19 protein-coding genes and 2 pseudogenes are annotated in these 24,535 nt (G+C 35.9%); 10 read left to right on the forward strand and 11 right to left on the reverse strand.

What is annotated here, in order from left to right; all coding sequences use genetic code 11:
• Positions 1-198: 198 nt before the first annotated feature.
• From FTU90_RS16150 to FTU90_RS11665, 4 genes and pseudogenes are all read left to right on the forward strand, one after another.
• A pseudogene (locus tag FTU90_RS16150) lies at positions 199-951 on the forward strand (IS3 family transposase); the annotation flags it as partial.
• A gap of 914 nt (positions 952-1,865) precedes the next feature.
• Positions 1,866-3,755: a DEAD/DEAH box helicase family protein gene (locus FTU90_RS11655; RefSeq protein WP_100355859.1), complete on the forward strand. Its 1,890-nt coding sequence runs from the start codon at positions 1,866-1,868 to the stop codon at positions 3,753-3,755.
• An 865-nt stretch (positions 3,756-4,620) separates the two neighbouring features.
• Positions 4,621-5,235 (forward strand): AAA family ATPase, encoded by a 615-nt coding sequence (locus FTU90_RS11660; protein ID WP_100355858.1) that lies wholly within the window; start codon positions 4,621-4,623, stop codon positions 5,233-5,235.
• Positions 5,235-5,672 carry a hypothetical protein gene (locus FTU90_RS11665; protein WP_100355857.1) on the forward strand — a complete coding sequence of 146 codons (438 nt, stop codon included), beginning with the start codon at positions 5,235-5,237 and terminating at the stop codon, positions 5,670-5,672. The genes FTU90_RS11660 and FTU90_RS11665 overlap by 1 nt, the downstream gene beginning before the upstream one ends.
• 711 nt (positions 5,673-6,383) lie before the next feature.
• Here FTU90_RS11665 and FTU90_RS11670 read toward each other — a convergent pair.
• The 5 genes from FTU90_RS11670 to FTU90_RS11690 all read right to left on the reverse strand — a co-directional run bounded on the left by FTU90_RS11670 (position 6,384) and on the right by FTU90_RS11690 (position 10,258).
• Positions 6,384-7,649 (reverse strand): type II toxin-antitoxin system HipA family toxin, encoded by a 1,266-nt coding sequence (locus FTU90_RS11670; RefSeq protein WP_000934717.1) that lies wholly within the window; start codon positions 7,647-7,649, stop codon positions 6,384-6,386.
• The gene (locus FTU90_RS11675) at positions 7,649-7,954 is read right to left on the reverse strand and encodes a helix-turn-helix domain-containing protein (protein ID WP_000366814.1); all 306 of its coding nucleotides are present in this window, start codon (positions 7,952-7,954) and stop codon (positions 7,649-7,651) included. Before FTU90_RS11675 ends, FTU90_RS11670 begins: the two co-directional genes overlap by 1 nt.
• Positions 7,955-8,874: 920 nt before the next feature.
• Positions 8,875-9,132, reverse strand: coding sequence for a hypothetical protein (locus FTU90_RS11680; RefSeq protein ID WP_004726728.1), 258 nt, complete (start codon positions 9,130-9,132; stop codon positions 8,875-8,877).
• Positions 9,133-9,481: 349 nt separating this feature from the next.
• The gene (locus FTU90_RS11685; RefSeq protein WP_159138897.1) at positions 9,482-10,078 is read right to left on the reverse strand and encodes a putative adenosine monophosphate-protein transferase Fic; all 597 of its coding nucleotides are present in this window, start codon (positions 10,076-10,078) and stop codon (positions 9,482-9,484) included.
• A gap of 12 nt (positions 10,079-10,090) precedes the next feature.
• Positions 10,091-10,258 carry a YhfG family protein gene (locus FTU90_RS11690; RefSeq protein ID WP_002125865.1) on the reverse strand — a complete coding sequence of 56 codons (168 nt, stop codon included), beginning with the start codon at positions 10,256-10,258 and terminating at the stop codon, positions 10,091-10,093.
• A 274-nt stretch (positions 10,259-10,532) separates the two neighbouring features.
• Here FTU90_RS11690 and FTU90_RS11695 point away from each other — a divergent pair, with 274 nt between their 5' ends.
• From FTU90_RS11695 to FTU90_RS16310, 4 genes are read left to right on the forward strand one after another with little or no spacing between them, the layout of a single operon-like run.
• Entirely contained in the window at positions 10,533-10,997 is a 465-nt protein-coding gene (locus tag FTU90_RS11695) for a hypothetical protein (protein ID WP_000911011.1), read from the forward strand.
• A gap of 12 nt (positions 10,998-11,009) precedes the next feature.
• Positions 11,010-13,349, forward strand: a complete 2,340-nt coding sequence (locus FTU90_RS11700) for a hypothetical protein (protein ID WP_002058482.1) — start codon at positions 11,010-11,012, stop codon at positions 13,347-13,349.
• Between the two features lie 4 nt (positions 13,350-13,353).
• Positions 13,354-16,554, forward strand: a complete 3,201-nt coding sequence (locus FTU90_RS11705; protein ID WP_002046149.1) for a site-specific integrase — start codon at positions 13,354-13,356, stop codon at positions 16,552-16,554.
• 60 nt (positions 16,555-16,614) lie between these two features.
• Entirely contained in the window at positions 16,615-16,722 is a 108-nt protein-coding gene (locus FTU90_RS16310; RefSeq protein WP_372551473.1) for a hypothetical protein, read from the forward strand.
• A 144-nt stretch (positions 16,723-16,866) separates the two neighbouring features.
• On the opposite strand, the gene FTU90_RS11710 is transcribed toward FTU90_RS16310, so the two are convergent.
• The 6 genes and pseudogenes from FTU90_RS11710 to FTU90_RS11735 all read right to left on the reverse strand — a co-directional run bounded on the left by FTU90_RS11710 (position 16,867) and on the right by FTU90_RS11735 (position 21,854).
• A complete protein-coding gene (locus FTU90_RS11710) occupies positions 16,867-17,085 on the reverse strand; it encodes a hypothetical protein (RefSeq protein WP_000550047.1) in 219 nt (72 codons plus the stop codon).
• A 4-nt stretch (positions 17,086-17,089) separates the two neighbouring features.
• Positions 17,090-18,384, reverse strand: a pseudogene (locus FTU90_RS11715) (Y-family DNA polymerase).
• Positions 18,385-18,398: 14 nt separating this feature from the next.
• On the reverse strand, positions 18,399-19,025 hold the full coding sequence (locus tag FTU90_RS11720) for a LexA family transcriptional regulator (RefSeq protein ID WP_000038641.1): 627 nt from the start codon (positions 19,023-19,025) through the stop codon (positions 18,399-18,401).
• Between the two features lie 111 nt (positions 19,026-19,136).
• Positions 19,137-19,778 carry an SOS response-associated peptidase gene (locus tag FTU90_RS11725; RefSeq protein ID WP_005245165.1) on the reverse strand — a complete coding sequence of 214 codons (642 nt, stop codon included), beginning with the start codon at positions 19,776-19,778 and terminating at the stop codon, positions 19,137-19,139.
• A 246-nt stretch (positions 19,779-20,024) separates the two neighbouring features.
• Positions 20,025-21,131 (reverse strand): ImmA/IrrE family metallo-endopeptidase, encoded by a 1,107-nt coding sequence (locus FTU90_RS11730; RefSeq protein ID WP_002046586.1) that lies wholly within the window; start codon positions 21,129-21,131, stop codon positions 20,025-20,027.
• Positions 21,132-21,143: 12 nt separating this feature from the next.
• The gene (locus FTU90_RS11735; protein WP_001052588.1) at positions 21,144-21,854 is read right to left on the reverse strand and encodes a hypothetical protein; all 711 of its coding nucleotides are present in this window, start codon (positions 21,852-21,854) and stop codon (positions 21,144-21,146) included.
• Between the two features lie 858 nt (positions 21,855-22,712).
• On the opposite strand from FTU90_RS11735, the gene FTU90_RS11745 reads away from it, so the two are divergent.
• A complete protein-coding gene (locus tag FTU90_RS11745; RefSeq protein ID WP_001986287.1) occupies positions 22,713-23,426 on the forward strand; it encodes a phosphoribosyltransferase in 714 nt (237 codons plus the stop codon).
• A 279-nt stretch (positions 23,427-23,705) separates the two neighbouring features.
• The gene (lnu(G), locus tag FTU90_RS11750; protein ID WP_002333496.1) at positions 23,706-24,509 is read left to right on the forward strand and encodes a lincosamide nucleotidyltransferase Lnu(G); all 804 of its coding nucleotides are present in this window, start codon (positions 23,706-23,708) and stop codon (positions 24,507-24,509) included.
• Positions 24,510-24,535: the final 26 nt, after the last annotated feature.

A 24,535-nucleotide genomic window follows, 5' to 3' on the forward strand; every position in this document is an offset into this window, starting at 1 on the left:
GGTATATCAAGTCATGGAGAATAAAGTTGTTGTTCTGGTCCTAGATGTTGATAGACGAGGTAGGGTCTATAAAGGCATGCAATCAAATTGGCTCACGGCTTTTGGTTGTTGAGCTTTTTGAGTAGGTGATTGCTTATATTTTATCGTTTGTTTTTGCTGTTTTAATAGCTGTATCAATAGCCGTATTGGAAGGGACATATTAAAAAAGGCCGCGGTGTACTTCGCAAGCCAGTCCAAATGAGGTACGCCTTTATTCAGGACAATCAGCAAATATAGCCGATCCGTTGTTTATGTTCAACTCTGGATGTTCATCACAGTGATTATTACGCATGGTTAAAGGTTAAAGCAACCAACCAGTAAAACTGCCAAGAAACGGCAACAACTCTTTGGGTAATTCTGGCTAGAATCTGGCTATCGCAAGATTCACTGTGATTTGAAAGATGTTGGTGAGAGTTACGGGATCAATCAGGTCTATCGGTTGATGAAAGCTAATTGTCTTAAATCATAGCGGGGTTATCGTAAACCTAGATCTCATGCTGGTAATACCGCTGTCGTTGCTGCAAACACTTTAGACCGACAATTTATCCAATTCATCCCAACCAACTGTGGGTGACTGAAATCACTTATATCCGTACGCATGAAGGCTGGTTATATCTTGCGGTGGTGATTGATTTATTTTCGCGTCTTGTGGTTGGCTGGTCGATGAAATCCAGAATCACCACAGACCTGCTTTTAAATGCATTATTGATGGCTTTGTGGCGAAGAAACCCAAAGAACAAAGTCCTGATTCATTCTGACCAAGGCAGTCAATACACCAGCCATGGGTGGCAGACATTTCTCAAGCATCATAATCTTGAAAGCAGTATGAGTCGGCGTGGAAACTGCCATTATAATGCTGTTACCGAGAGTTTCTTTCAGTTGTTAAAGCGAGAGAGGATCAAGATGGATATATGTGTCTAGAATTTTGGTGGCTATTCAGTCCAATAGAATAAAGACATGTTTTTAAACTGTTACCTCTATTTCTACAAAATTAATAAATGATTTTTTATGTTCCTTAGAACATGAATATAAATGAGAAAGGGTAGAGTTTTATAGATGGTTAATGAGTTCTAAGGCTCGTCAGAGCTTTAGAAGGAATGTTAATTAATTTTTATAATTCTTCTTTTAAGATAAAAATTTTTAACTAATTGATTACTATTATATTTATATCTAACTCAAGACAAGCTTTTGTCTTAGGACTATGTTTTACTATTTTAAAAGAACTCTTTGAATTTATAACTGTTGATAACTGCCTAAGCTCTTACACAATTTATTGTATAATATAAAGGGCTGTGGGAAAAAAAGTGTAAAGTATTTCTTGTAAACAATTGTTTTTATAGTAAATGTATATTTAATTTTCATTTCTAAAAAAAGTGTAAAATAATTATCTAATCAATCAAATCTTATTAGCTCGAAACTTTGCGAGCGTATAGCTAAATGCGCTAGCATTTTGATATACCGAGTAATAGTTTGAGCAAACAAACGACTGAACCAGTTTACTATAGAATGAGAGTAACAGAGTGCGTTAGTTGATCTCAAGACAAAATGCTATGTCCAAGAGAAACCCTTACACTTTTCTATCTTAGATAAGGGGGGTATGCTTAAAAAAGTGTATAGTTTGATTTTACACTTTTTTATATTGAAATATTATCAATCAAATACTTAAAAAGAGTAAACAATGGACTTGTGTGAAATAAAGTGTTGACATTGATTTATAATTTTGATACTGTTAATCACATAGGATAGAGGATTATCCCTCACTACTTCATATCCTGACAACATATAAATGACACTAAAAATTAAGACCTATTTAGGTAATCCGATAAATGAATTTACAAGATTTAGTAATAAATAATGCAGTAAAAATAGAGCAAGATGCTCAAGCAAATACAATAACAATTATAGCTAGTGATAGCTCCGAAAAACTTTCAAATCTAATTAAGGATTTTCCAGACAACTGTTATGTAAATAAACAAATTACAGGTTGTGGTGGTACAACATTAGTTATCCGTAATGCAAAAAATTATGTAGTTCTCGTTCCTTACATTAACCTACTTAAATCCAAATTAGCAGACAACCAAGGAATTGTTGATTTAATTGGCGTGTATGGTGATACCGAGAGAGAAGAAATAACAGAATATTTAAAAGACACTTCAAGTTCTAGAAAAATTGTTTGTACTTTTGACTCATTACCAAAACTCCTAACAACACCAGGCTTCAATCCAAAAGCATTTAAATTACTGATTGATGAAGCACATACACTTGTGAATTTAGGTAGTTTCAAAGCAGCTACTTGTGAATATGTACTTCAAAACTATAACAAGTTTGGTTCGTACGTTTTCTTAACAGCGACACCAACAAAACGTGAATATTTTCCTTCAGCACTCGAACATTTACCACTATGTACAATCGAGTGGGGTGATGTTAGACCGGTTAAATTTAACCTTCAAAAAATTGAACATGGCGTAGGTGTAAACAATGCTTTGTTTGGATTGTGCTATGATTATTTGATGGGAACAATTGAAGGCAATGCTCATATCTTCTATAACTCAGTGACAGAAATTGCATCTATCCTAAGTAAGTTGAAAGCCTTAGTTGATAAGGAAACAGGTAAGAATCTGTTTAATCCTGACGATATTAGAGTTGTATGTTCAAAATCAAATTCAAACCAAAAAACATTTAATAGTAAGCTTGGCTTGAAATGGGCAAAGATCAGTGACATCACTTCAGCCCCTGCAAAGATCAATCTGTATACTTCAACTGCTTTTGAAGGTGCAGACATCTTCGATGAAGAAGGACAAACCTACATCATCATTAATGGACTCCGTGATGCTACAAAAGTAGATTTCCATGTACTTGTACCTCAAATTTGTGGTCGTATTCGAAACACAAAATATAATGAACACATTAATCTATTAGTTGGAAATCTACCTGAAGCTGCAAGTTGTACAAAAGAAGAATGGATGCAGGAAGTTCAGAAACGTATCCAAGACAGCGAAGACGTTTTGAATGATATCAAAGAAGGTAAAATGTCAGATGCAGGACGTGAACAATTAAGAAAAGCTGCTGAAGATGACAAGTACACATTCAAAGATGAAAAAGGTGAACTGTATGTTTCAGACGTTGCATTGAAAGCTGAATTACAGGCATACGAAGCACTAGAAGCAACTTATGTGGTACGTGTTGTTGCAGGTGCTGAAGTTAATGAAGATGGATATTCTGCCTCATTTAGAGCTTTACTGACTGATGAAACAAAACATAAAGCATTCGCTCATAAACCTGAAGGTGTAGCTAAATTTTTATCAGGTCATAGCCAGTGCTTTTATGAAACGATGAAAGAATATTGTGAAGCAAGAGATGCAGATAATTCTAAAATTTATAAATTGGTTGATGCAAAGGATGACTATTTCAAAACTGCTTATGATGTTTTGACGCACGACACGATTAGAAAATTTGAATATAGAAAGTTACCAATTGAAAGAGCATTAAAGATTCAAGATGCACAGAAGGATAATGCAACTGAAATTCCGACTTTACTTAATTTGAAAAAGGATGAAGTTATTCTTCGTTCAGATATAAAAGTTCGTATTCAAGATGTTTATAATGAACTTAATATACCTGACAAAGCAAAAGCTACTGATATTGAAAAATGGTATAAAGTTAAAGATACTAGATTAAATACAAAGCCTGCTTTTAAAATAGTTAAAATGTTGTAATTAGAATAACTAAATACAAGTTTTTACATCATTTAATACCTCTAACAATACAGCTATTAAATGAACATCCAAGAGATTGTAGATTTAGTTCAATTAAGTCATGACATTGTTAAGATTTCCTCTATAGAAAGCATATTCATCACCTGCTGCAGTCCAATACGCTGTCAGGGTTTACCCTGGATCAGCCCTGTAATTTTCTAGGCTGAGTGCTACAGTTTCACTCTGGTGGATAAAGCTCAATGGAACTTGTCCTATTCCAATCGTCTGGCACAAAGCCAGACCACCAGGACTTTCATGCGATGGCCATGCTTATTACAGAATAGATAAGCGCAATGTGGTTTGATGTAGCCAAAGGCTCTCATCACCTATGCCATTGCAGTATCCATATCCGCATGCATGTCCATGGGCTGGAGAACGCTTGATTTCATCAATACAGATCATTTAATTATACTAGAGTAATATTTGATATTCAAAAGACTAAGCTATCTAGAGCATCTGCTGCAGTAGAATCCTAATGTGAGCAACAGTCTCTTGATTGCTGGCGGCGGTTCAGTTCTTCTTTTACTGGGGGCAAATGCAGCACTTTTAATAATGGAAACTATGGACGGTATTGAATAGCTAGAAAAAGCGGTGGTTCACCGGATGCTTACAGTTTGAAACGTACCATAAATTAATATTAAAACCAGATATATAAAAAGATATCAACCCGTATAGTTTAGTGCTTTAGAATCTGTATCACCCCCAGTTTAATGCGGCACATCACATCTATAACCTGTTACAAAATAAACAAATATTATTCTTGTAGACTTATATTAATCCTTTATACAATAGAGCTATTGTTACATCTATTTAGGTAGAAGAAGAAATGATAATTACCATTGCCAATCGTAAAGGTGGAGTAGGTAAGACAACACTGGCTACAAACCTTGCTGTAGCCTTGAGTAAGAAGGGGTCTATAGTCCTAGTTGATGCTGATGATCAACAGTCAGCTCTTAAATGGTCTAAGCGTAGAACTCAAAATCCTGTTTATACTGAATACCATACTGGTGATTTAAAGAAGATCCTTTTAGATCTTCAAAAGAAATATGACTATGTTTTATTAGACGTAGCTGGGCGTGACAGTGAAGAATTTAGATCTGCTCTTCAAGTCAGTGATAAGTTAATTGTTCCAACACAACCAAGCCAAGCCGATGTTGAAGTCCTTCCATTTGTATTGAAATTATTTAATACCTATCACAAGGTCAATGAAAAGCTTCAACCATATCTGGTTGTTAATAAAGCTCCATCAAATACAAGATCTACTGAAGTTGCAGATTCAATCGAACTGCTAGGAACACTTCCTAAATTCAAGTTATTAAACACCATTATCCGTGATCGTAAACAATTCCGTGATGCAACGATTCAAGGCTTGTCTGTAATGGAAATGGGTAGCTCTAAGGCTAGAGATGAATTTAATGATTTCTTGGTGGAGATCCTATAATGGTTAAAAATAAGAGTAAACCATCTTTAGGTTTTGGTGATGATCTTGAGGAAATTTTAGAGAATCCTGAAGCGACTGTAGATGATGCTAATGGTCAAGAAGTCGAATACACACGTAATTTAATGTACAAGATTATTCTCACTCCACACACCCAAGATGTGAAGAAACGCTTTCGTAAAGAGCACGGACGTTTAGCATCTGTACCTTTGTATTATGAGGAAGAGAAAGTTCTAAAAGAAGCAGCCGGATTCGTTGGTGAGTCTTTGAATGATTTTATTCGTGATGTAATTCTGAAAGAAGCAAAACGTGTTTTAGGTGCTGAAAAATATAACTTAACACTGGGTAAACCATTTAACCAAACTAAGGTTAAATTGAGTGAAGAGGAGCATCAAAAATTGAGTGAACAGCGCAAGGCTGAACGTAAGAAAAATAAATAATAAAAGTCCATCTCCTAACTTTATCTAACAATATATTAATTCATATAATATTTTCTAATTTCTTTGGTGTGTTCTGCCACTGAAAATTATTTGATTAGTGTACAAAATAGCTAACACAAACTAGCTGTAGTTTCGTAATAACACTAAATATAAAAAAAATGGAAGAATAATTTACTAAGTTATTGTTTTTAAGTTGATCCTTGTTTTATATGGGGGTGATAATAACTTCTGATTACTAGTTTTTACCTTAAATATACCGATTGAAAGATTCATTTAAAGGCTATGAATACATGAGTTTTACAGTTTGGCTAGGTCAGCATGAGTACTTTTCACAAGATTTAAGATCGACCATGAACGTGATTAAGTTATAGGGGATTGATGAAATAGTTTTTATGAATTTCTGGCTTTCTGGGCTGATTTTATCAAATTCATGTCTATGCAAAATTGCGACATATTTCTCGTGCTGGTAGTTATCCAGAGTTTGGTCTGCATCTATCCATAGTGCAGACCTTTTTTTGGTGACAGTTTTTTCTTAGTGATTTTCGATCTGGATGTAGTGATTTCACGTTTGCAGAATATATCTTAGCGGTGATCCATCTAATATTCGTGATTATAAAGAGAGCTAATTCACAGGTTCTACAGATTATGTAGCGACTAACTATATCAAAGTCTATTTGCAGTTGATGGTTGGCGCTTAGTTTATATTTACGCTTAGGTTTCAGTTAAAAAATCAATATTCTGTTGAATCCGTGATTGAATCATCTGTAGGGTAGATTCTCGAATTTGATGGGGATACAGGCGCTGCGCAATTTGACTAAATTGAAGTGCAATTTCACGCATGGTCAAGATGATCTCATCGACTTCTAGAGTAGTCAGATTAGCTTCTGAAGTACCGAGTTTATGTATGTCATTTCGGGAAATATTGAGCGCTTCTCCCATAATGTCCATTTGATGATAACCACCTGGACCCTCGCAGAAGGTCACATCATAGGCTGGAGCCAATTTCCATTGACCATTTTTCTCCATGAGAAATGAAAAGTTCTTAGTATGGTCATCCCGATTATTGAAAAGCACATTAAACACAGCACGTTTAAAAGCATGCAATCTTTCTCGTACATCTTGCGTACACATCAAGGTTGCCCGGAGAAAATTGCGATAGTCTAGGCTACCTGGAACTTTATAGTCTGCTCCTGTATATGCAGCCAAACTCTGCATTGGAATCCGCATACCATTTTGACGATCGAATCGTTTAGAAGCAAAAGCCGTTAAACCATTGGGCAAATTAAAGAAATGGGTATCTGGAGTCTCAATTGCACAAAGTCGCAAACATTCTGCATAGACGGCTTCAATGGCGCAGACTTCAGGATGCTCTTGCTGAGCAGGAAACTTAATCAGCCAGGCTTCATGTTGATCAGAATCTTGAGTCGAAAACTCTAAATTGACAGGATCTCGGTAAACCAACGCTTTTGGTCTGGCACCTTGAGGGGAGCCACCCATGACCAATAAATGCTGTAGAAATTCACCACCTTCACCTTTGAGTACTTCTTGAACTTCCTGGGCCAGTTGTTGTAAAGGGATATTTTCTGAGGTTTGCATGTCAGCAACACAAGGTTCAAAGGAGAGGGCACCCATTGCGTGACTACTAATATAGGTCAGACGCTCCAAAGGTCCAATTCGTGCTGAATTTAAGCCAATTTTTTTGAAATATCGATCCATCAACATCATGCCCCAACCATCTGGTAAAGCGTCATAGACTGGACCTGGGAGTCCCATTTGATGAGTAGGAAAACCTTGTCTGAATGGTAGACCTTTTAAAGGCAGCAAGTAAGAAGAGAGCTCAACACCTTGCTGTATTGCTTCTGGACTATATTCAAAAGCAATGGTGGGTCTACCTGTCGTGGCTGTTGAACTAATCAGCGTTCCCCATAACCATGATTCGCCCCAACCGTTGTAATAAACATTAAGTCTATTGAGCATTATCCCTTCCTCTTAATACGGTGGCGCTTACTTTGACTCTCATAGCGAAGAATGTCATTCACACTGTTAAGCTGAGGTTTAAATAGTTCCTGAAGTTCGTTTAATCGACCCAAGACCATTGCAATACGGACTAAATTTTCAACAGATACATTTCGTCCCGCTTCAAGATTCGAAACTGTATTCACGCCGACACCAGCGCGTGCTGCTACCTCAGCTTGAGACATCTCCAGAAAGAGTCGTTGCTTACGTAAACGCTCACCTAAAAGAGTCACAACTTCTTCTGGTTTAGTGAAATATAAATCCATTAAATTGGGTCTTAAGAATGAATAATTTAATTAAATCACAAAATAATGGAATTAATCTATAGCTATAGTGTGGCTAAGGAGGGCTTTGTTGCACAGCACATCAGAAGGGTAGGTATAGTCCTTGGGTATCGGTTACAGAAAATCATCAGGATGTACTTTGACTGATTGTTGATACGGAGATTTCAGTATTTTCATTTTTCCTAATAGGTCACATTACTTAGAAAGGGTTCTTCGAAAATTAGTTCATACTTTAAAAATCCTATAAATATTGAGGATATTTTCTTAATGCTTTCAATATAGCATGCGGCTATATGTAACTCGAACGGGCTTAATCTGCCTTTCAGTATAAATTTTTTGGGCGTGAGAGGGGAGAGGTGTGAGGGCAAGCAATTTATATCGTGGATACTTCTAAATTACTTATGTAATAGAAGGTGGTAAACATGGATTTAGAGGTAATAACACTAAATATAAAAAAATTGGAAGAATAATTTATTAAATTATTGTTTTTATGTGGTTATTGGTGATGTTATGAATAATAATAACTTTTTTCTTGATGAATTTTACCTAAAAAAATTGATCAGATAATTTTCTTTAAATGTCATGCATACATAAATTTGACAGTTTGAAGGGATCGGTATGTGCATTTTTCACAAGGTTAAAGATCGACCATAAATGTGATAAACGGCAGAGGATCATTGAAAAATGAATGGATTTAAACACTACATGTATGCACGAAAAAAAGTATCGCTGCGGTTCTGCTGACAGGCTGTATTGAGCATTGAATGCAAATGATGTAGTAATTGTCTACAGGCTATAGGACCAGCATGAAGAAGAATGAAATGTAGTTGCCAATTTATAACCTTGGTTGAAAAGCATAGCATTGTTATTCGGAGAAGTGAGGTAAGCCATCCTTCTCTTATTCATTTAAAATGATTCTTACTCAACTGATCTCGACTCATGGGCTGGTTCCAATTAGACGGATAATAACTTCCATCCCCTATCTTTTTCTTACCACATTTCTTGCATTTAATCCCTTCTTTGGAGATTTGATTCAGCATCACTGTTGTCGGTTGAATCAAATCAATGACATAGTTCGTTGGTTCAGGAAAAGCAGAAGAGGCTGCTTTATTGCAAAAGAGAACATTCGGATCAAATGGATTGGATTGCACAAAAGCCATGATACAGCCACAGAGTAATTCACCTGCATGTAATCTGTAACATCCATTCAGGTCATCAGACGAAGATTAATCTGAAATTTAAGCACTAAACGCCATAAATCTATGTATGGGCAGACTTTTTTGAGACATATGTTGATAAACATGCGGCAAGTTACATTGCTTAAAAGTCTATCTAAGTTAACGATCTATTCAATTCTGGATAAGTAATCTGAATATTACGATCCTAAATTACCCGAAGAGTATTAAGATTTCTAAGAATCGTGATTGTTGGTTTATTTGGGAAATTAATCAGTGGATTGAAGCAAAGATGATGGCTCATTAAGGATTGTGGGCTTCGACTACTTAAATTTTAGGTATTTTGAATAAAGCATATTTCAAAAATCTTAATTAATGGATTTAAATTACCATAAAAACCTTCAATATTGGCTTGAATCCATTGTTGTTGAGAGTCAATGCGAGACCAATCAATACCATAACCACAATGAGCAATCAGATGCTCAAAGAAAATCCGTTGTGTACGTCCATTACCTTCACGGAATGGGTGTATGACATTAAGCTCACAATACAAGTCGGCAAGTTGAGGAATCAGTTGTTGTGCTGCTAAGCCTTGAAAGTATTTTTTTTCTTGAAGCGGTTTGAGTAGTTTATTGGTTTCAATTTCAATACGGGAAAAATTACAAAAACGGGTGTCACCTTTGGAAATATCGATTTGTCTTAACTTTCCTGCCCAGTCGTATAAGTCGCCAAAGAGCTGCGCATGAATTGATTTTAAGTATTGTAAGTCGTAAGGTGGTTCAGCATATTCAATTAAGTTACTTGCCAATCCAGACAGTTCTAGTTCAGCTTGTTCTAAAATTTGTTCATCATGAATATTGAGTTTGTTCTTTAGGATATTTGTGCCAGGGTAACAATACAGGCTGTCACCCATTTCCCCATATTTATCCATACATGCACCTGACTAAGTTTCGGGTTGCGAATACTTCTTATATTTTTGCAAGATTTCAGCTTTACTTTGTTGAGTTGTTTGAGCTGTCGTTGTAATGCCTTCAAGCTTTAGGCTGGCTTGATAGTTTTGCGCACGTGTCGCTTGAATATATTTTTTTTTCTGTTCAGTGGTTCTGAGCATTTCGAAACTCCATTGATGCTACACGTGAAGTAAGTATAGCAGAGAATCTTTTTGATCAATGCTGCATACACAGCATTTCAAAATGTAATACAACGGTATTGTTTCATGTAATAACAGAAAACTAAAAAAAAGTGGAAGAATTTTTAAAATTTAGACCACCCATGATAAGTAAACCATATGTATTTGTTGATAATTGTAATTTTGAGAAAATTTAGTTGATAAATTAAATGAATTTTAATATACAAAGATATGCTCATTTTTTATATCGATAAAAATGTTAAAATTTGACTATTTAGTAAAAAATATAGAGATATTTATGGGGCAATTTATCATGCCCTTTTGCTTTGAGCGACAAAATGTTCAATTTAAGATAGTAAAAATTAACTCAGAACTACTGAAAATCAAAAAGATTAAACAGAGCCAGAAAGTAGTAGTACAAGCAAAGTTCAAAATAATCTATGTGAAAATTTGGCAAAAAATATTGCTATTAATGCAAACGGAGCCATGCTTACGTGTACATTCTAATTATGTTGCAATCTTACAGTTGATACATAATCTTGATGATTTTATCGAAAAATCACAGCAACACTTGTGCTTTGAGAGAAAAGCTCAGAAAGAGCTGGATGCTAAATTTTTTGCTAGATTTTTTAAGCTGACAAAGAGTTCAATAAAAGATCAACTTTTACCAAATTGTTCAGATCGTAATGAATTTAACCAATGCAATTTGATAAAAAATTAAGCGAAAGCGAATATGCCAAAGATTGAAACAGAAGAGCAATTCTTAGATTTAGCAGAAAAATTCCAAAAAGATTATTGTTTATTACGCAATCATGTTGTGAATACACAATTTGTCGATCTATCAGATGATTTACGTGAAAAAGCCCATGCTCTATATAAGGAAGCACAACAGATATATGGCTATATATCTAGTTCTAGACAATTAGGTAAATATTATTATCTAGCTTCTTTAAGTTATTTTGCATGCCCGACTACTAGTAATACTCAAGAGCTGTCGTCTGAACGTTATTTGATTCTACAAGCGAGTTTTTTAACATATCGGCAGTATCAAGAATTTGCAAAAATTGATAAAGCTGAGAATAAGCAAAAACATGTTTGTGATCTCTTTCGCTATGTATCACGATATGTTCTGGATTCTAATCATGCTGAATTATTTCAAGAATGCAGTGAGCTACTAAATCGCTATGTCATGTACGAACGTAACTTGAAAAAGGAGGATCGTAATCAACTTTTTAATATTAAAGATTTCAAACAAGTACAAGCCATAGAGTATTTATCGGCTCTATTAATAATTTTTAAAAGACTTGATGATCGTCGTGTTGTTCATCGTCAGCGTAAGTCAAAAAAAAGTAAAGTTTTGCAATGGCCGACGAAAAATGAACTCAAAAAATTTCGTGAAATTAAAACGGGTAAGCAAGTAGATATTGGACATAACGCAAAGATCAGTATTTATGATGCCGCTCTTCACAAAGATGAAGAGGGTGAAGTTGATCTATTAGATCCTGAAATGGAGTTTTATTCAGAAGATGAAAAGTCTAAAAATTTAAATTATATACTCAGCGATAATGCGACGCATCTAATGCGGCATCGCCAGCGCCGTCATGCTCCTTTTGTTACAAATCCACATTATTTGGCGCCAGATATACTGAAGCAAATTGTTTATGTGTTGAGAACCGAGTTATCCGGGCACTGGAGGGATGCTGCAATCGCTGCAGCATGTTTATTGTCACTTTTGACGGGATTATCACCCGTCGCACTGATGGATTTTAACGAGCTTATTCAAGATGGAATTTTGATCCAGAATGGTTCAAGTAGACGTCGCGAATATTTACTCAAATTAAATCTTAAAATTACAGAGCAGAAGATTAAGAGCTTAAATCATGTGCGGTGGAATGAAGTGATGACACATCAACTACATTTACCTTCTGCTTGGTTTGACTATATAGAACAAGCATCGAATCCACTAATTTCATCAACACACATTAATACGAAACTTAAGAATTGGCTTGATAATCGGTTTGTAGGTTCGATCACTGTAGAAAAACTGCAGGCTCAATTATATTTTCATATATATTATGAAACATATAATGAATATCTTGCTCATGTAATTGCTGGGCGGGATAGTCAGCATCACATGCCTGGTATCTATTATGGCGGGCTACCGAAAACTCAACTCAGTAGCACATATCTAGCCTTTTTAGAAAAAGCACTTACACCACATTCCACACATTTTACTGAAGACACGGCTGAACTAAAAATATTGCAACAACAATTCAAAGTACAATCTGCATTATCTATAGGAAGGATAGGGAGCCAACTGGCACTTGAACCCAATTTTGTGAAAGAGCAATTCCATATTTTACATAGACATTGTCACGAAAACATCCAAGAAGATAAGCACATTATTAATCAACTTAATGCATATGCGTGTTGGATGTGGCATATCAGTTTGTTGAGTTTGGCAAGTCGGCCTAAAAAAAACCTGTTGGGGAATTTGGATGATTATTGTGTTGAGCTCAAGCTTTTATATGTGAATGATAAAAAAAATAGTAAAGCAAGAAAAGATGGTCGTTTTATCCCTTTATCTGATTTTTTCATAAAAACACTGCAAAATTACACTGCCTTTTTAGAACAAATTATTGAAGCGTACGGTTCATTTTTTAGACAAGTCTTTGCAAAGAAGAAGATAACTGTAAATGATCTTTTTGGTAAGGTCATTTTTAGTAAAGATATCTTGCCGATAACTGTCAAAGAATGGCAGAGCAGGAAAATTAAGTTAATCCCTTTATCGAGAAAATGGGTGAATTCATATATGCAAGGAGTCTTTCCAAAGAATATGTATTCGAATTGGTTACGTCATTTTGACATGAACTTTTTGATGCATGAGCAGCAAGAGGGTAAACCAGCATTAGCTTTTCACTTAATTCAGGCCCTGTATGGTCATGACCAACGTGACCGAGAGGCTTTTCATCCGCATTCTTCACTTATCCCGAATGTCTATGTACAGCAAGCCCGCCAGCAATTGCAAGATAATGTCAAATCTTTATCGATTAAACACTTAGAGCGAAAATAGTTGTATGCAAAAAATCAAAGAACTAATAAAACCACAACTAGATGATCTATTTGTTGATATTCATAAAATGGTGAAAAAGTCGCTAGATAGACAGCCTTCTCCACCTGAAGTATTGACGAAAGAAATGCAGCAAAAACTTGATCAGCAGATCGCTGAAAAATGGCATGACATTAAAGATAGTGTTGATTGTTTGAGTCAAAAGTTGAGCCGAGACGAACAATCAAAACTGATGCAATTTACTGAAGATGAATTTAATAAAAGAAGGAAGCAATTCAACCAGAATGTAGATAAAAAATCATACAGAATTAAGCTAAATCCACATACTAAACGGATCGTACTGCCTAGAAAAATTGAGAGTACAGAGTCACGGTTAGAACAGGGGCATCTACATATCCATGTACTTAAGGAATTAAGGCAGTATTGGCAAGATTCATTTGAATATTGGAATGAACCAAAGTACTTATGGGGAAATTTATGCTTAAGTTTTATATATATTTCAGGCTGTGCAGATGAACAGCATTTGATTGCTATTCAGAAGCAATTGCAGGAGGCCATTGAGCTTGGTACAGATCTGAATTGTTTTCGGTTATACCATTCGGACTACAAAAAAATCACTAATCCATTGTTACTACATTATCGTGTTGAAAACTCTCAATATGGCAACGATGTAGAACAGGGAAAGTTGTACCAATGGAAACATGTTTTTTTTAACCCATATGCGCAGTTCATTTTGCAATATTTAAAAAAGTTGAAAGCTACTCAGAAAGAATTTTGTCTGCAACATTCAGTTGAAGATTGTATTTTAGAAAGCTTGAGTAAGATAGGCAGGAAAAAAAGTCTTGGGGATCTGCAATATCAAATTAAACGCCGTGGATTTCGTGCATTTAATGATGTGCAAATGGTACTCGAATTTAATCCAAACCTCAGCATAGATATATTTTTGAGTAATGTGCTTCAGCAAGAGATTAATACTGTTGCTTTAAGGCCATCCGAATTTAGATTGCTGTGGAATAATGATTACAATCAAGTCACAGAACCAGATAATCGCCCTATTCATTTTGAACAAGAGCAGTTACTTCCTGAAGTTCCGACTGTTCAAAGCAAATTACAAACGATTCCGTATGAGTTGATGTTGTTTGGTCAAAAGAAACGTAAAGGTCAAAAAGTTGAGCGTTTAGATAAAAAGAGGAATAAAGAAGAACGCACGCTACGTTTTTGGCAAGAAACTAGAAGGGTGTTAGAGGAGAAGATAGTTGATGCTAATACGGAGGAAAAGTCTTTAATTGATGCTCAACTACGCTTAATTCACTGGTTAATGCATTTAAAAAAACGAGGGCTTCAATTATCAACTATTGAAAGCTACTTAGGATCGTTTGGCAAAGAATTTATATTTGAGATTTGGCTCAATAAATTAGATTTAAAGCAACAATCCATAGATGACTATGAGGATTTATATCGGCAGCTATTGAAATACAGCAGTGAACGTGATGAAAAAGCAGTTCAACGAGATTCGGTGAAAGGAAAAACCTCTCGTAAGATGCACCAAAGCGCAGAATACCGTTTTGGTCGCCTAAAAGATTTTCATCAATTCTGTATAGAGAATTATGATGCTCCAGGGGTATTGGTGTTACAGAATTCAAGTTTTAAGCATTTACAAATTTGCAATGCACGGCTAGTGAGTCCTTTGCTATTTGGCAAATTATTGGAAAAACTAGAAAATTTAAGTCAAGAGCCAACGGCATCAGAGTGGGTCGATCATCTGAGTTGTTTAAAGCTGATGTATTTACTAAGTTATAGAACTGGACTTCGATTAAATGAAGTTCGTTGTCTTAAAATACAAGATATTATTTGCCCAGAGCTACTTTATAAAGAAAAAGAAAATACAGTTTTTAATAATATCACGCTTCATATCCAAGACAATTCATATCGCCGTCTGAAAACGCGAAGTGCGAATCGTCAAATACCATTGAAAATTGCATTGTCAGAACATGAGTTTTTAGTAGTACAACGTTACATACAACATCGTTATGAGCAATATTTGGTTAATCAGCAGGATGATCTACTTTTTAGTGTGAATCATCGTGTATTAACTGATCAATGTATCAGCAAAATTACAGTAGATTTGTTTAGTCAAATATTAGGTATGCATCATGGCTTTAGTTTTCATACATTACGCCACAGTGCTGCTAACTATCTAGCAATAACTTTGCTCGGTTCAAAAGAAATGATCAAGACCTACACAGATTGTCCTTGGGTAAAAGCAAAAAAGATGAGGGATTTATTGTTTGGTATGAAAGCACGTGCTCAAGAAGAGATTATTCAACATAAATGGCAGGTGCTCGCCTCTTGGATGGGGCATAGCAGTATTGAGCAAACGGCTTCAAATTACCTTCATGTTTTGGATTTATTAGCAGTCGATCGAATTTATAATTCGCCGTGTATCATTTCAAAAAAAGTATTAGAACAGTGTTTTAGTCCAGTGAAGTCAAGTACAGACTACATAAACCTAAATCGTTATACTCAGCAGCAGAAATGGTTTAATTCTTATCAGCAAACACAGCCAGTTACGATGGCTGGCCGACAAGAAAAGAAGTTTAGTATAGAGAAGAGTACTCTGACACCTTTTCAACGTTTGATAAGTTTTAGAGAAGGTCGTTTAAGCGAAGATACCCAAGCTCAAGAATGGATGCAACGATGTCAATGGATGAGCACTAAATGGATGGATCGCCAAAAATTTAATTTAAAAACGAATTATGTTTATAGTAAGAATTTAGAAGAGAGTTGGTTTGATGAACTTTACGAAAAGGCTAAAAAACTGACTCGTCCAGATGAAATAATTCCTCTCCTTGATTTTCATTATAAAGATGATAGGCAGCAAGATGCACTGAAAGAAAAGAACATGGTTAAGGCGCTTAAAATATTATTATTATTTGGAAAACTGCGTAAGAATTTTCTACATTTTCAATGCCGAATGAAAGGTGATGAGCAACAAATTGTTAATTTTATTACTGGTATAGAGCCAATGTTAGGAGATCATCTGTATTTAGAAAAACAAAACTACCCAGTTAATTTGGATGCTCCTGAGCGAACCGTTAAATTTAGTTTTCAAAGAGTTGTCGGCTCTAACAAAAAAAATGTTACTCCGCTGGTTATATTTAATTTAATGTTAAAAATGATGCAAAAAGATGAACTCTGGATCAAATAGCCTAAGCATGTTAAAGGGGAATTGTTTAGAAATTTCCCTGTTTATAAGTAAACTGCCTTTATGAAAAGCACCATGCTGACTTGGATTAATAAGCGGAATGTAGTATCACAGTTTGATCGCTGGATTTACGAAAATGGTGTGAAGATTAGCGGTATGGTAAATCGATGAGCTAAAGTGTTGTAGTCCAAACTCGATCTGACAATTACCCATTTTTTAGTGTGCCCGTCAGGTTAAATTTGAACTGAATTTTTCTCAGCCCAAATTCATTTCCAATCAAGTTATGTTTCAAGTGGCGTGCGAACACTGCACAATTTAATTCACGGTGCCTAAGACAGGTATCAACTTCGGACCAGCCATTCTAGCTTTGCTAATGATTTCCACCAGCTCATCATAAGTCAGTTCAAACTTATCCTCACTATCAAATACATAGACCATATTCTTGCCTTCATGTTCAGGTGGAGTAGGTGGTACAAATCGTTTCGGGATAAGAATTTGTGCGAGTTGTTCGTCAGTTAATTTAAATAAGTGCATGTTTTTATCCTACTCTTGGTAAGTCAGACCATTTGGTTAAATACGAAGGTGATCTAAGGTTTTGATTCATGTGCCATGTGGCTTCTTTATTGTTGGCAATGCCTAGCGTGACGAGATTCTTCCCAAACCGTTCACTGATGGCTTCGACGGCATCTGAAAGCCTTTCTCGCTCTTGCTTATGTGAATAGTCCGTGAATAGATCGGGCACAAACTTGGATTGATCTGTAATTTCGAGCAGCACGATTCCCGCCTTTTTATACTTAAAGCCTTTCTTAAATATCTGATCGATGCCTTTCATCGCGGCCTTGGTGATGAGCAGTAGATCATCCGTATGCTCATGCATTTGAACGACGATGTAAGGCGAGTAGCGCTCTGTATTATCAAAGCGACTGGTTTGGATATACACGCCGATCATCTTGCAGATTGAGCCATCTTCCCGCATTCGTTTCACGGCTCTGGCCACATAAAGCCGAACCGAAGCTTTAATGTCATCCATTTCATACACTGGGTTGCCATATGAACGGCTGCTGATGATTTGCTTCTTCGCTACAGTATCATCACTAAGGTCAATACAAGAAAGGCCCTGTAGCTCAAGCACCGTCTTTTCCATCACGATACTAAACTGCTTTTTGATTTCTTTAGGATTGGCATTGATCAGATCCAGCACAGATTGAACACCCATAGTATTGAGCTTCTTACAGTTCTGTCTGCCTACGCCCCAAACCTCAGACACATCAACCTGCGCGAGTAGCGTTTCTGTAGAGCATGGGTCCATATGGGCCAGATTACAGACCCCATTGAAGAACTTGTTTTTCTTGGCGAGATGATTGGCAATCTTGGCTTCGGTTTTAGAGCGACCAATTCCAATACAGCAGGGTAGGCCTAACCAACGCCAAGCCTTAGCCCTCATGTCTTGAGCATATACAGTCAGGTCAAATAGATGCTCGTAAGCTGTGAGCTTCAGAAAGCATTCATCAATGGAATAGACCTTGTATCTCCTGGTGCAACATAGTCCCCAGGCAGCTCCATAAAGCGCTTGGACATTTCGCCATATAAGGAGAAATTACTGGATAGCACCTGAATGTTATGTTGTTTGATCAGCTCTTTAATTTGGAATACAGGAACACCCATCTTGATGCCTAAGTCTTTCGCTTCCTGGCTTCTGGCCACGGCACAGCCGTCATTGTTGCTGAGCACAATGGTTGGGCGATCATTCAAGGCAGGATTAAACACACGCTCACACGAGACGTAGCAATTATTCACGTCGACTAACGCGAATATTTCATTTTCACTTTGCATGGTTATTCTTCTTTTTATGAGCGGTGATAAATACGCTTTAAATTAAAAGTCACCACACCCCAGATTGATATGGTCTGACTATCATCAGGAATGATGTGATTGTAATTCGAATTTTCAGCCTTCAACCAAAGTTCTGGAAGCGGATAATCTTCATCTCCAAATATTTCTTTGATTTCAGACTTGGACATCTTATTGGTGATCATCAGCCGCTTAATGGTCGAGGCATTGTCATCAATCAGGGCAACCACGATATCGTAATGCTTGGCTTCAATACTGCGATCAATAATGATTGGATCATTAATCTCTAGGCCAGCATCGAGCATGGATTCACTGTCTACATAGGCAATAAAAGTAGAAATAGGGTTGTGAATCAGGAACTCATTCAGATCGAGTGCTTTGTCTTGCTCATCCTTGGTGCTGAAGGCCGGACCTGCAGGAATACGCTCTAAAGAGACGGGAATAGATACTTTGGATTTGGGTAGGACAGCAGTAAGCCCTAATTTTTCAACAAGCTCATTTTGAACAGCGATTTGTTCAAGCACGGTGTTGATGGTAGGACTTGGTTTACCCTCTGGACCCATGAGCTCTTGTAAAGATGACCATGCGTCGTCAGAGAAGTAAATAGGCAACTTCTTAGACATGAGATACTCCTACGCTACGAGGCGTGTTTGGAAGTAGAATTTGTTTAAATAGGATATTACTAACAGCGTTTAAAATTCAAATTTAAAAAGTTGTGGATAAACAAGGATGCGTCAGAATAAGACGTTTTGTTTCTGCTCATCGCGTGGAAATGTGACGAATTCATCGGGCATTTGAAAGAAATATTCATGCGCATGTTCATGATCGGCTGTTAGCCAGTCTTTTCTGTACTGTTCTGGAATAACGATGATGGATCGCTTCTCATCCTTCGGTGCATGGAATTGTTTCATAAAAGGGTGATGGTCCGAATTGATGGTCAACATTGAAAAGGAACGTACCTTATTGCCATTAATCACTGCATCATCATAGATCCCTGCAACAGTAAAAGGCTGATCATCTTTACGCTTGATGGTGTACCAGTGTGGCTTGTCATTGATGTATTTCGGCTCATAAAATTCTTGTACTGGGACTAGGCAGAACTTGCTGTACTTCCAAGCATGTCGAAAGCTAGGCTTATCTGCTACAGACTCAGTTCTGGCGTTATAAGTATGACTGCTGAACTTCAATTCTTTCGCCCAGCTCGGTAGTAATCCAAACTTTGCAATATCAAGCTCTAAGTGATCTGAGCCGTTCAGAATGATTGGAGCATGATAGGAAGGGAATACATGATCCTTAAGCTCAAGATCAAACTGGCTTGTATCGACACCTAAGAGTGTCAAATTTCTTTTATTTGGAAATAGGTAATTTGAGCACATAGCCTGATCACATAACTAAAGAATTTATCTGAAATTGTATACGATGCTTTATGGAACACATGGGATTTATGGTGTCAGTTCAAGTAGGCTATATGAAAAAAGTCATGATGGGGCAAGTTACATTTTCAGTTAAAGTATGACTTATGGGATGCAAAACTACGTTGGGCGTGAAGTCATAAAAAAATTAATCAGGATTTTGCATAAATAGTGCGCCGTAAGGCGCATTATTTTTAAGGAAGGTTTGTATTACTCGACAATATATAACTTATGTTTTTTCTTCGGGGGCTCAACTTTAACTAAAGCATCAAATGTTAATTGATTAAAATCTTCTTCAGAGATTCCAATTTCATCAAGCATTTTATTTTTATCAAAAGATGGTTGTGAGGCTAAAACAGAGATAATTTTGGGCAACATCAAACTCTCATCTCGATGAGTTTCTTCAGGTTCATTAATGTTGTAGCCCAACGAATTGATCTTTATAGAGTTACTACGATTAACCCAATCACTAACTAATCCCAGCTTGTGAGCTTTATAGTTAATAGCCTTCAGGGATGTTCGCCAAATCTTTTTATACTCAATCATATTTTCTAGTGAAAAATAGCGTGGAGCAGTAGAAAGAAATGCATCTGTTGGCATTAAAAATTCAGATGAAAATTGATCCGCTTCAGTTTCGAGAACACGATTATCTTTCTCGACACGAATTTTTTTGTTATGCGTATGCATAACGATATGACCAAGTTCGTGTGCACAATCGAAGCGGGCTCTTTCGGCAGACTTAAATGTATTTAGAAATATGAAAGGGCTACCACTTTCATCATCAAAAAAAGATAGTGCATCAATTTCTCGAATTTCAGTCGGTAATCTAAAGACACGGATTCCCTTTAGCTCACACAACGAAACAATGTTATTAATAGGTTGATTACCTAAAGCCCATAAACCTCTCAACTCTGACGCTAGGTGATCGGCATACTTAGATTCACCCAAAAACTCAGTAATATCTAAATCAGGACGGTGAAAAGTAGGTAACTTTACTTTCTGATTTAAGTACTTGTTAATATTTATTGCTAAAAGAGTATATGCCTCATTAGCTTTTCTATGCTGTGCTTTAATACGAGCAACCGATCTATAGAAGATTTGGTCTGTTTCATGTGGTTGTGTGTCATTACCTGCAAAGAATGACTTGGGTAAATTTAATACACGGCATATATCATCTTGATCATTTTCATTGATTTCTTTATCCACGTCTAAAAGTTGCTTTACCTTAGAGATAGAGCAACTCAATTTTTCTGCGAAATCGGTATTGCTAAGTCCTCGTAATTCTTTAGCAATACGTAAACGATCTTTATTAAACACATTAACCTCAGATTAAACTACAAGCTGAATATCAAAATCATCTGGTTTAATTTCATTAGATGGTTCCAATACTGGCTTAGGATCAGTTTTTACAGGAACTGTATTATCTATTTCAAATGCAATTCTGCAAGTATGGTCACTTGGTAAAATTGAAATTTTTTTCGCTTTTAAGTCCTGTACGAAGCTAGTTGGGTATGCAAATTCAAAAGGAATATTTGGGATATCAATGTCTTTATAGGCTGGATGTGATGCTGAAGGAAAGTATAAAATCCATGTTCTCAATTTTGTCTCATCATCATAAGCAGACTGATTCTCCTTAATATTATTTAATGTCATTAATCCTTTTTCACAGTGTGCTGATACAACTTGATCAGCTAACCCCAATGCAATATTCCCGCTCATAAAGATAATTTGTATTTTCTTTACTGTATTCTCAATTCTTGGCTGGCTGTCATTGTGGAATATCCAAGCAGGATCAGATTGTCGAAGCAGTAAAGCAATCTGTTCTCCAATTTTTCCCCATCGTGCAATAAAGCGTGCACGGTTATAGTGAGTATTTGTTCTATAGTCAGCATCACCGATCATAATTGCGTTTCTGACTAACTCGAGATCAGGTAATCCTAACTGTTTAGCTTTTTTGATAGCATTTTCACCTTTGAAAAAATCACATGGCGTGGGTTCAGAAGGTTGGATTGATTCTTCATCAAGGAGATTTAAATTCATCTTAAAAGTTATCCTAAAGTAGCGAATGTCTTTTTTATAACATCTTTTGATGTTTTAAAAAAGACATTTTTTATAAATGTGTGCTATCTTCACTTACAACTTGATAATAAGAATTTTGGAGAAGAGACGTTGAGTAACTTATTCATTAATCATAAAAATTGTCCTGAATGCGGTGGCCGTATCAAAGGCTATTATTACTACTGTGGGCAGTGTGGTAGTCAAAATGTTGTAAACTGGAAGCACACGGGGATATTTTTGTTGATTGCTGGAAAGATTTTTCTGGTTGCTATGCTTTTTTTGCTAAAAAATTTTGTTCAAATCCATTTTTTTCACAAGTTTCATTGTGCTAATTTTTTAAATAATTCATAGAGGTTGATAGTAAAATGAAAGTTAAAGATTTAATTAAATAATTAGAAGAGTTTGATCTGGAATTAGATGTTTTAATTGCTAATGAAGAGAACAAAATCATTGGCATAAAAACCCTAGCCCGATTCTTTGAAATAAGCTATGTTTCTTTTGTTCATCCAGAGACACAAAGAAATGATATGGAAAGAAATGTTGAATTTACCTTTTTAGGAATGTCGACTAAAGACTCTAGAGTTATTGTTTTTATTGACGTTGTTCCATAATTTTCAAGTAGTCAAAATGAGTATACAATATTCATGTGATGCAAGAAGATACAACTGGATAGGATGGGCCCATAAGTATTTGAAGCTGCCTCGTGTATGATCATGGGGACTGTCCAAACAAACGGCTTTTGAGAGTGCTGCCTGATACGAAAAATAATATCCAAGAGATGCTAGCGGTAAATTTAGTGTAAAATTTAATGCTAGCCATCATTAAAACTTATTTAAAAATATGAAGTTATATCGCACAGATTGGAATATGTTTCCTAAAACGGTTATTGACCGTGGTCTTGGAGATGCAACCTCTCATTACATGTATGAAGCTGCTAAAGCAGGGGATGTTGAAAGTGCGTATATTTTAGCTAAAGATTTAGTTTCGGATGAGGCGATTGCTGAACTAGAAAGAATTATCGATGGTCGGGAAACTATTATAGTACCTGTACATGCTGAGGAAGCAGTCGGTCGTAATATGATTCCTTTAGCTACTTCAGCAGTTATAGCAAAGAAACTTGGGCTTGAAGTTGATACGAATATAGTTCAAGCTATAAAAGTATCAAGAACTGGCGGTGATGGGTGGCATAGATTAGCCAACCCACCAGCATTTGATGGGACAATAAACAATGATAAATGTGTTATTATTGTTGATGATACCCAGACCCAAGGTGGTACTTTTGCAGCATTAAAAGGTCATATTGAAACAACTGGGACGAATAAAGTTATTGGAGCATATGCACTGACGGGTAAACAATACTCATCACAATTAGCTCTAAGTAAAGAAACTCTTCAGCAATTGAGGGATGTATATGGTAATCTTGAAGCATGGTGGAAATCGATTTACGGGTACGATTTCGAAAGGCTCACAGAGTGGGAAGCAAAGTATATCCTCAACTCTCGTAAAACAGCTGACGAAGTCCGAGATAGAATCATTGCGTCAAAACAAACGTGATGCTTATGCACTTATGATGAAAATGAATTAATTATTATGGGTATCCGGAATTTCTGGTTGATCTAATTTTTAACAAATGAAATAGTATATTTCAGTTTAAAAACTTAGGATTAGTCTGCCCATTTTTCCATATACTAAATAAATGTAAGACTGAATAGCTAAAAAGGCTAAATAGTTTTATTTGAGTGTCTTAAAAAGTGACATGACTAATCCTTCCAACATTATTTGGGAGGATTTTTTATTTCTCCCTGAATCAAAATAAAGAAAGAAGGAATCGAATTGTTAAAACAAAAGGAACTAATGGCAAGGGTTAAGGAACTTGTCCAGTCAGATGAACGAATATCTGCTTGTATGATGTATGGCTCTTTTACAAAAGGAGAGGGAGATCAATACTCTGATATAGAATATTACGTTTTTCTAAAAGATGATACAATTTCCACCTTTGATTCAGCAAAATGGCTAAATGAAGTCGCTTCCTACACTTTACTCTATCAAAATGAGTACGGTACGGAAGTAGTAATTTTTGAAAATCTAATACGTGGTGAATTTCATTTCCTTTCCGAAAACGAAATGAATATTATTCCTTCATTCAAAGAATCAGGCTACATTCCTGACACAAAAGCAATGTTTATTTATGATGAAACAGGACAACTAGAATTGTATTTATCAGAGTTGGAAGGTCCGGGACCAAATAGACTTACAGAAGAAAACGTAAATTTTTTATTGAATAATTTTTCCAACCTATGGTTAATGGGGATTAATGTTCTTAAAAGAGGGGAAAATGCACGTTCACTGGAACTTTTATCTCAATTACAAAAAAATATACTACAACTCATTCGAATTGCGGAAGAAAATGCCGATAATTGGTTTAATATGACAAAGAATCTTGAAAAAGAAATTAGTCCTGAAAACTATGAAAAGTTTAAAAAGACTACTGCCCGATTAAATGAATTAGAACTATATGAAGCCTATAAGAACTCTTTGCTTCTCGTTATGGAACTTCGAAATCTCGTTGAAAAACAGTATCAATTAACCATTAGCGATGATTTTTTAGGCAAACTGTTTAATTATATGAACGAATAAATAAAAAGCCTGTATCTCAAGTGATA

This window comes from Acinetobacter sp. YH12200, from assembly GCF_013418175.1.
In the GTDB taxonomy this organism is placed as follows: domain Bacteria; phylum Pseudomonadota; class Gammaproteobacteria; order Pseudomonadales; family Moraxellaceae; genus Acinetobacter; species Acinetobacter pseudolwoffii.

Excerpts from the sequence above, each read along its gene's own strand:
- FTU90_RS11655 (WP_100355859.1), top strand. The coding sequence starts at position 1,866 with ATGAATTTACAAGATTTAGTAATAAATAATGCAGTAAAAATAGAGCAA.
- FTU90_RS11660 (WP_100355858.1), top strand. The coding sequence starts at position 4,621 with ATGATAATTACCATTGCCAATCGTAAAGGTGGAGTAGGTAAGACAACA.
- FTU90_RS11665 (WP_100355857.1), top strand. The coding sequence starts at position 5,235 with ATGGTTAAAAATAAGAGTAAACCATCTTTAGGTTTTGGTGATGATCTT.
- FTU90_RS11670 (WP_000934717.1), bottom strand. The coding sequence starts at position 7,649 with ATGCTCAATAGACTTAATGTTTATTACAACGGTTGGGGCGAATCATGG.
- FTU90_RS11675 (WP_000366814.1), bottom strand. The coding sequence starts at position 7,954 with ATGGATTTATATTTCACTAAACCAGAAGAAGTTGTGACTCTTTTAGGT.
- FTU90_RS11680 (WP_004726728.1), bottom strand. The coding sequence starts at position 9,132 with ATGGCTTTTGTGCAATCCAATCCATTTGATCCGAATGTTCTCTTTTGC.
- FTU90_RS11685 (WP_159138897.1), bottom strand. The coding sequence starts at position 10,078 with ATGGATAAATATGGGGAAATGGGTGACAGCCTGTATTGTTACCCTGGC.
- FTU90_RS11690 (WP_002125865.1), bottom strand. The coding sequence starts at position 10,258 with ATGCTCAGAACCACTGAACAGAAAAAAAAATATATTCAAGCGACACGT.
- FTU90_RS11695 (WP_000911011.1), top strand. The coding sequence starts at position 10,533 with ATGTTAAAATTTGACTATTTAGTAAAAAATATAGAGATATTTATGGGG.
- FTU90_RS11700 (WP_002058482.1), top strand. The coding sequence starts at position 11,010 with ATGCCAAAGATTGAAACAGAAGAGCAATTCTTAGATTTAGCAGAAAAA.
- FTU90_RS11705 (WP_002046149.1), top strand. The coding sequence starts at position 13,354 with ATGCAAAAAATCAAAGAACTAATAAAACCACAACTAGATGATCTATTT.
- FTU90_RS16310 (WP_372551473.1), top strand. The coding sequence starts at position 16,615 with ATGAAAAGCACCATGCTGACTTGGATTAATAAGCGGAATGTAGTATCA.
- FTU90_RS11710 (WP_000550047.1), bottom strand. The coding sequence starts at position 17,085 with ATGCACTTATTTAAATTAACTGACGAACAACTCGCACAAATTCTTATC.
- FTU90_RS11720 (WP_000038641.1), bottom strand. The coding sequence starts at position 19,025 with ATGTCTAAGAAGTTGCCTATTTACTTCTCTGACGACGCATGGTCATCT.
- FTU90_RS11725 (WP_005245165.1), bottom strand. The coding sequence starts at position 19,778 with ATGTGCTCAAATTACCTATTTCCAAATAAAAGAAATTTGACACTCTTA.
- FTU90_RS11735 (WP_001052588.1), bottom strand. The coding sequence starts at position 21,854 with ATGAATTTAAATCTCCTTGATGAAGAATCAATCCAACCTTCTGAACCC.
- FTU90_RS11745 (WP_001986287.1), top strand. The coding sequence starts at position 22,713 with ATGAAGTTATATCGCACAGATTGGAATATGTTTCCTAAAACGGTTATT.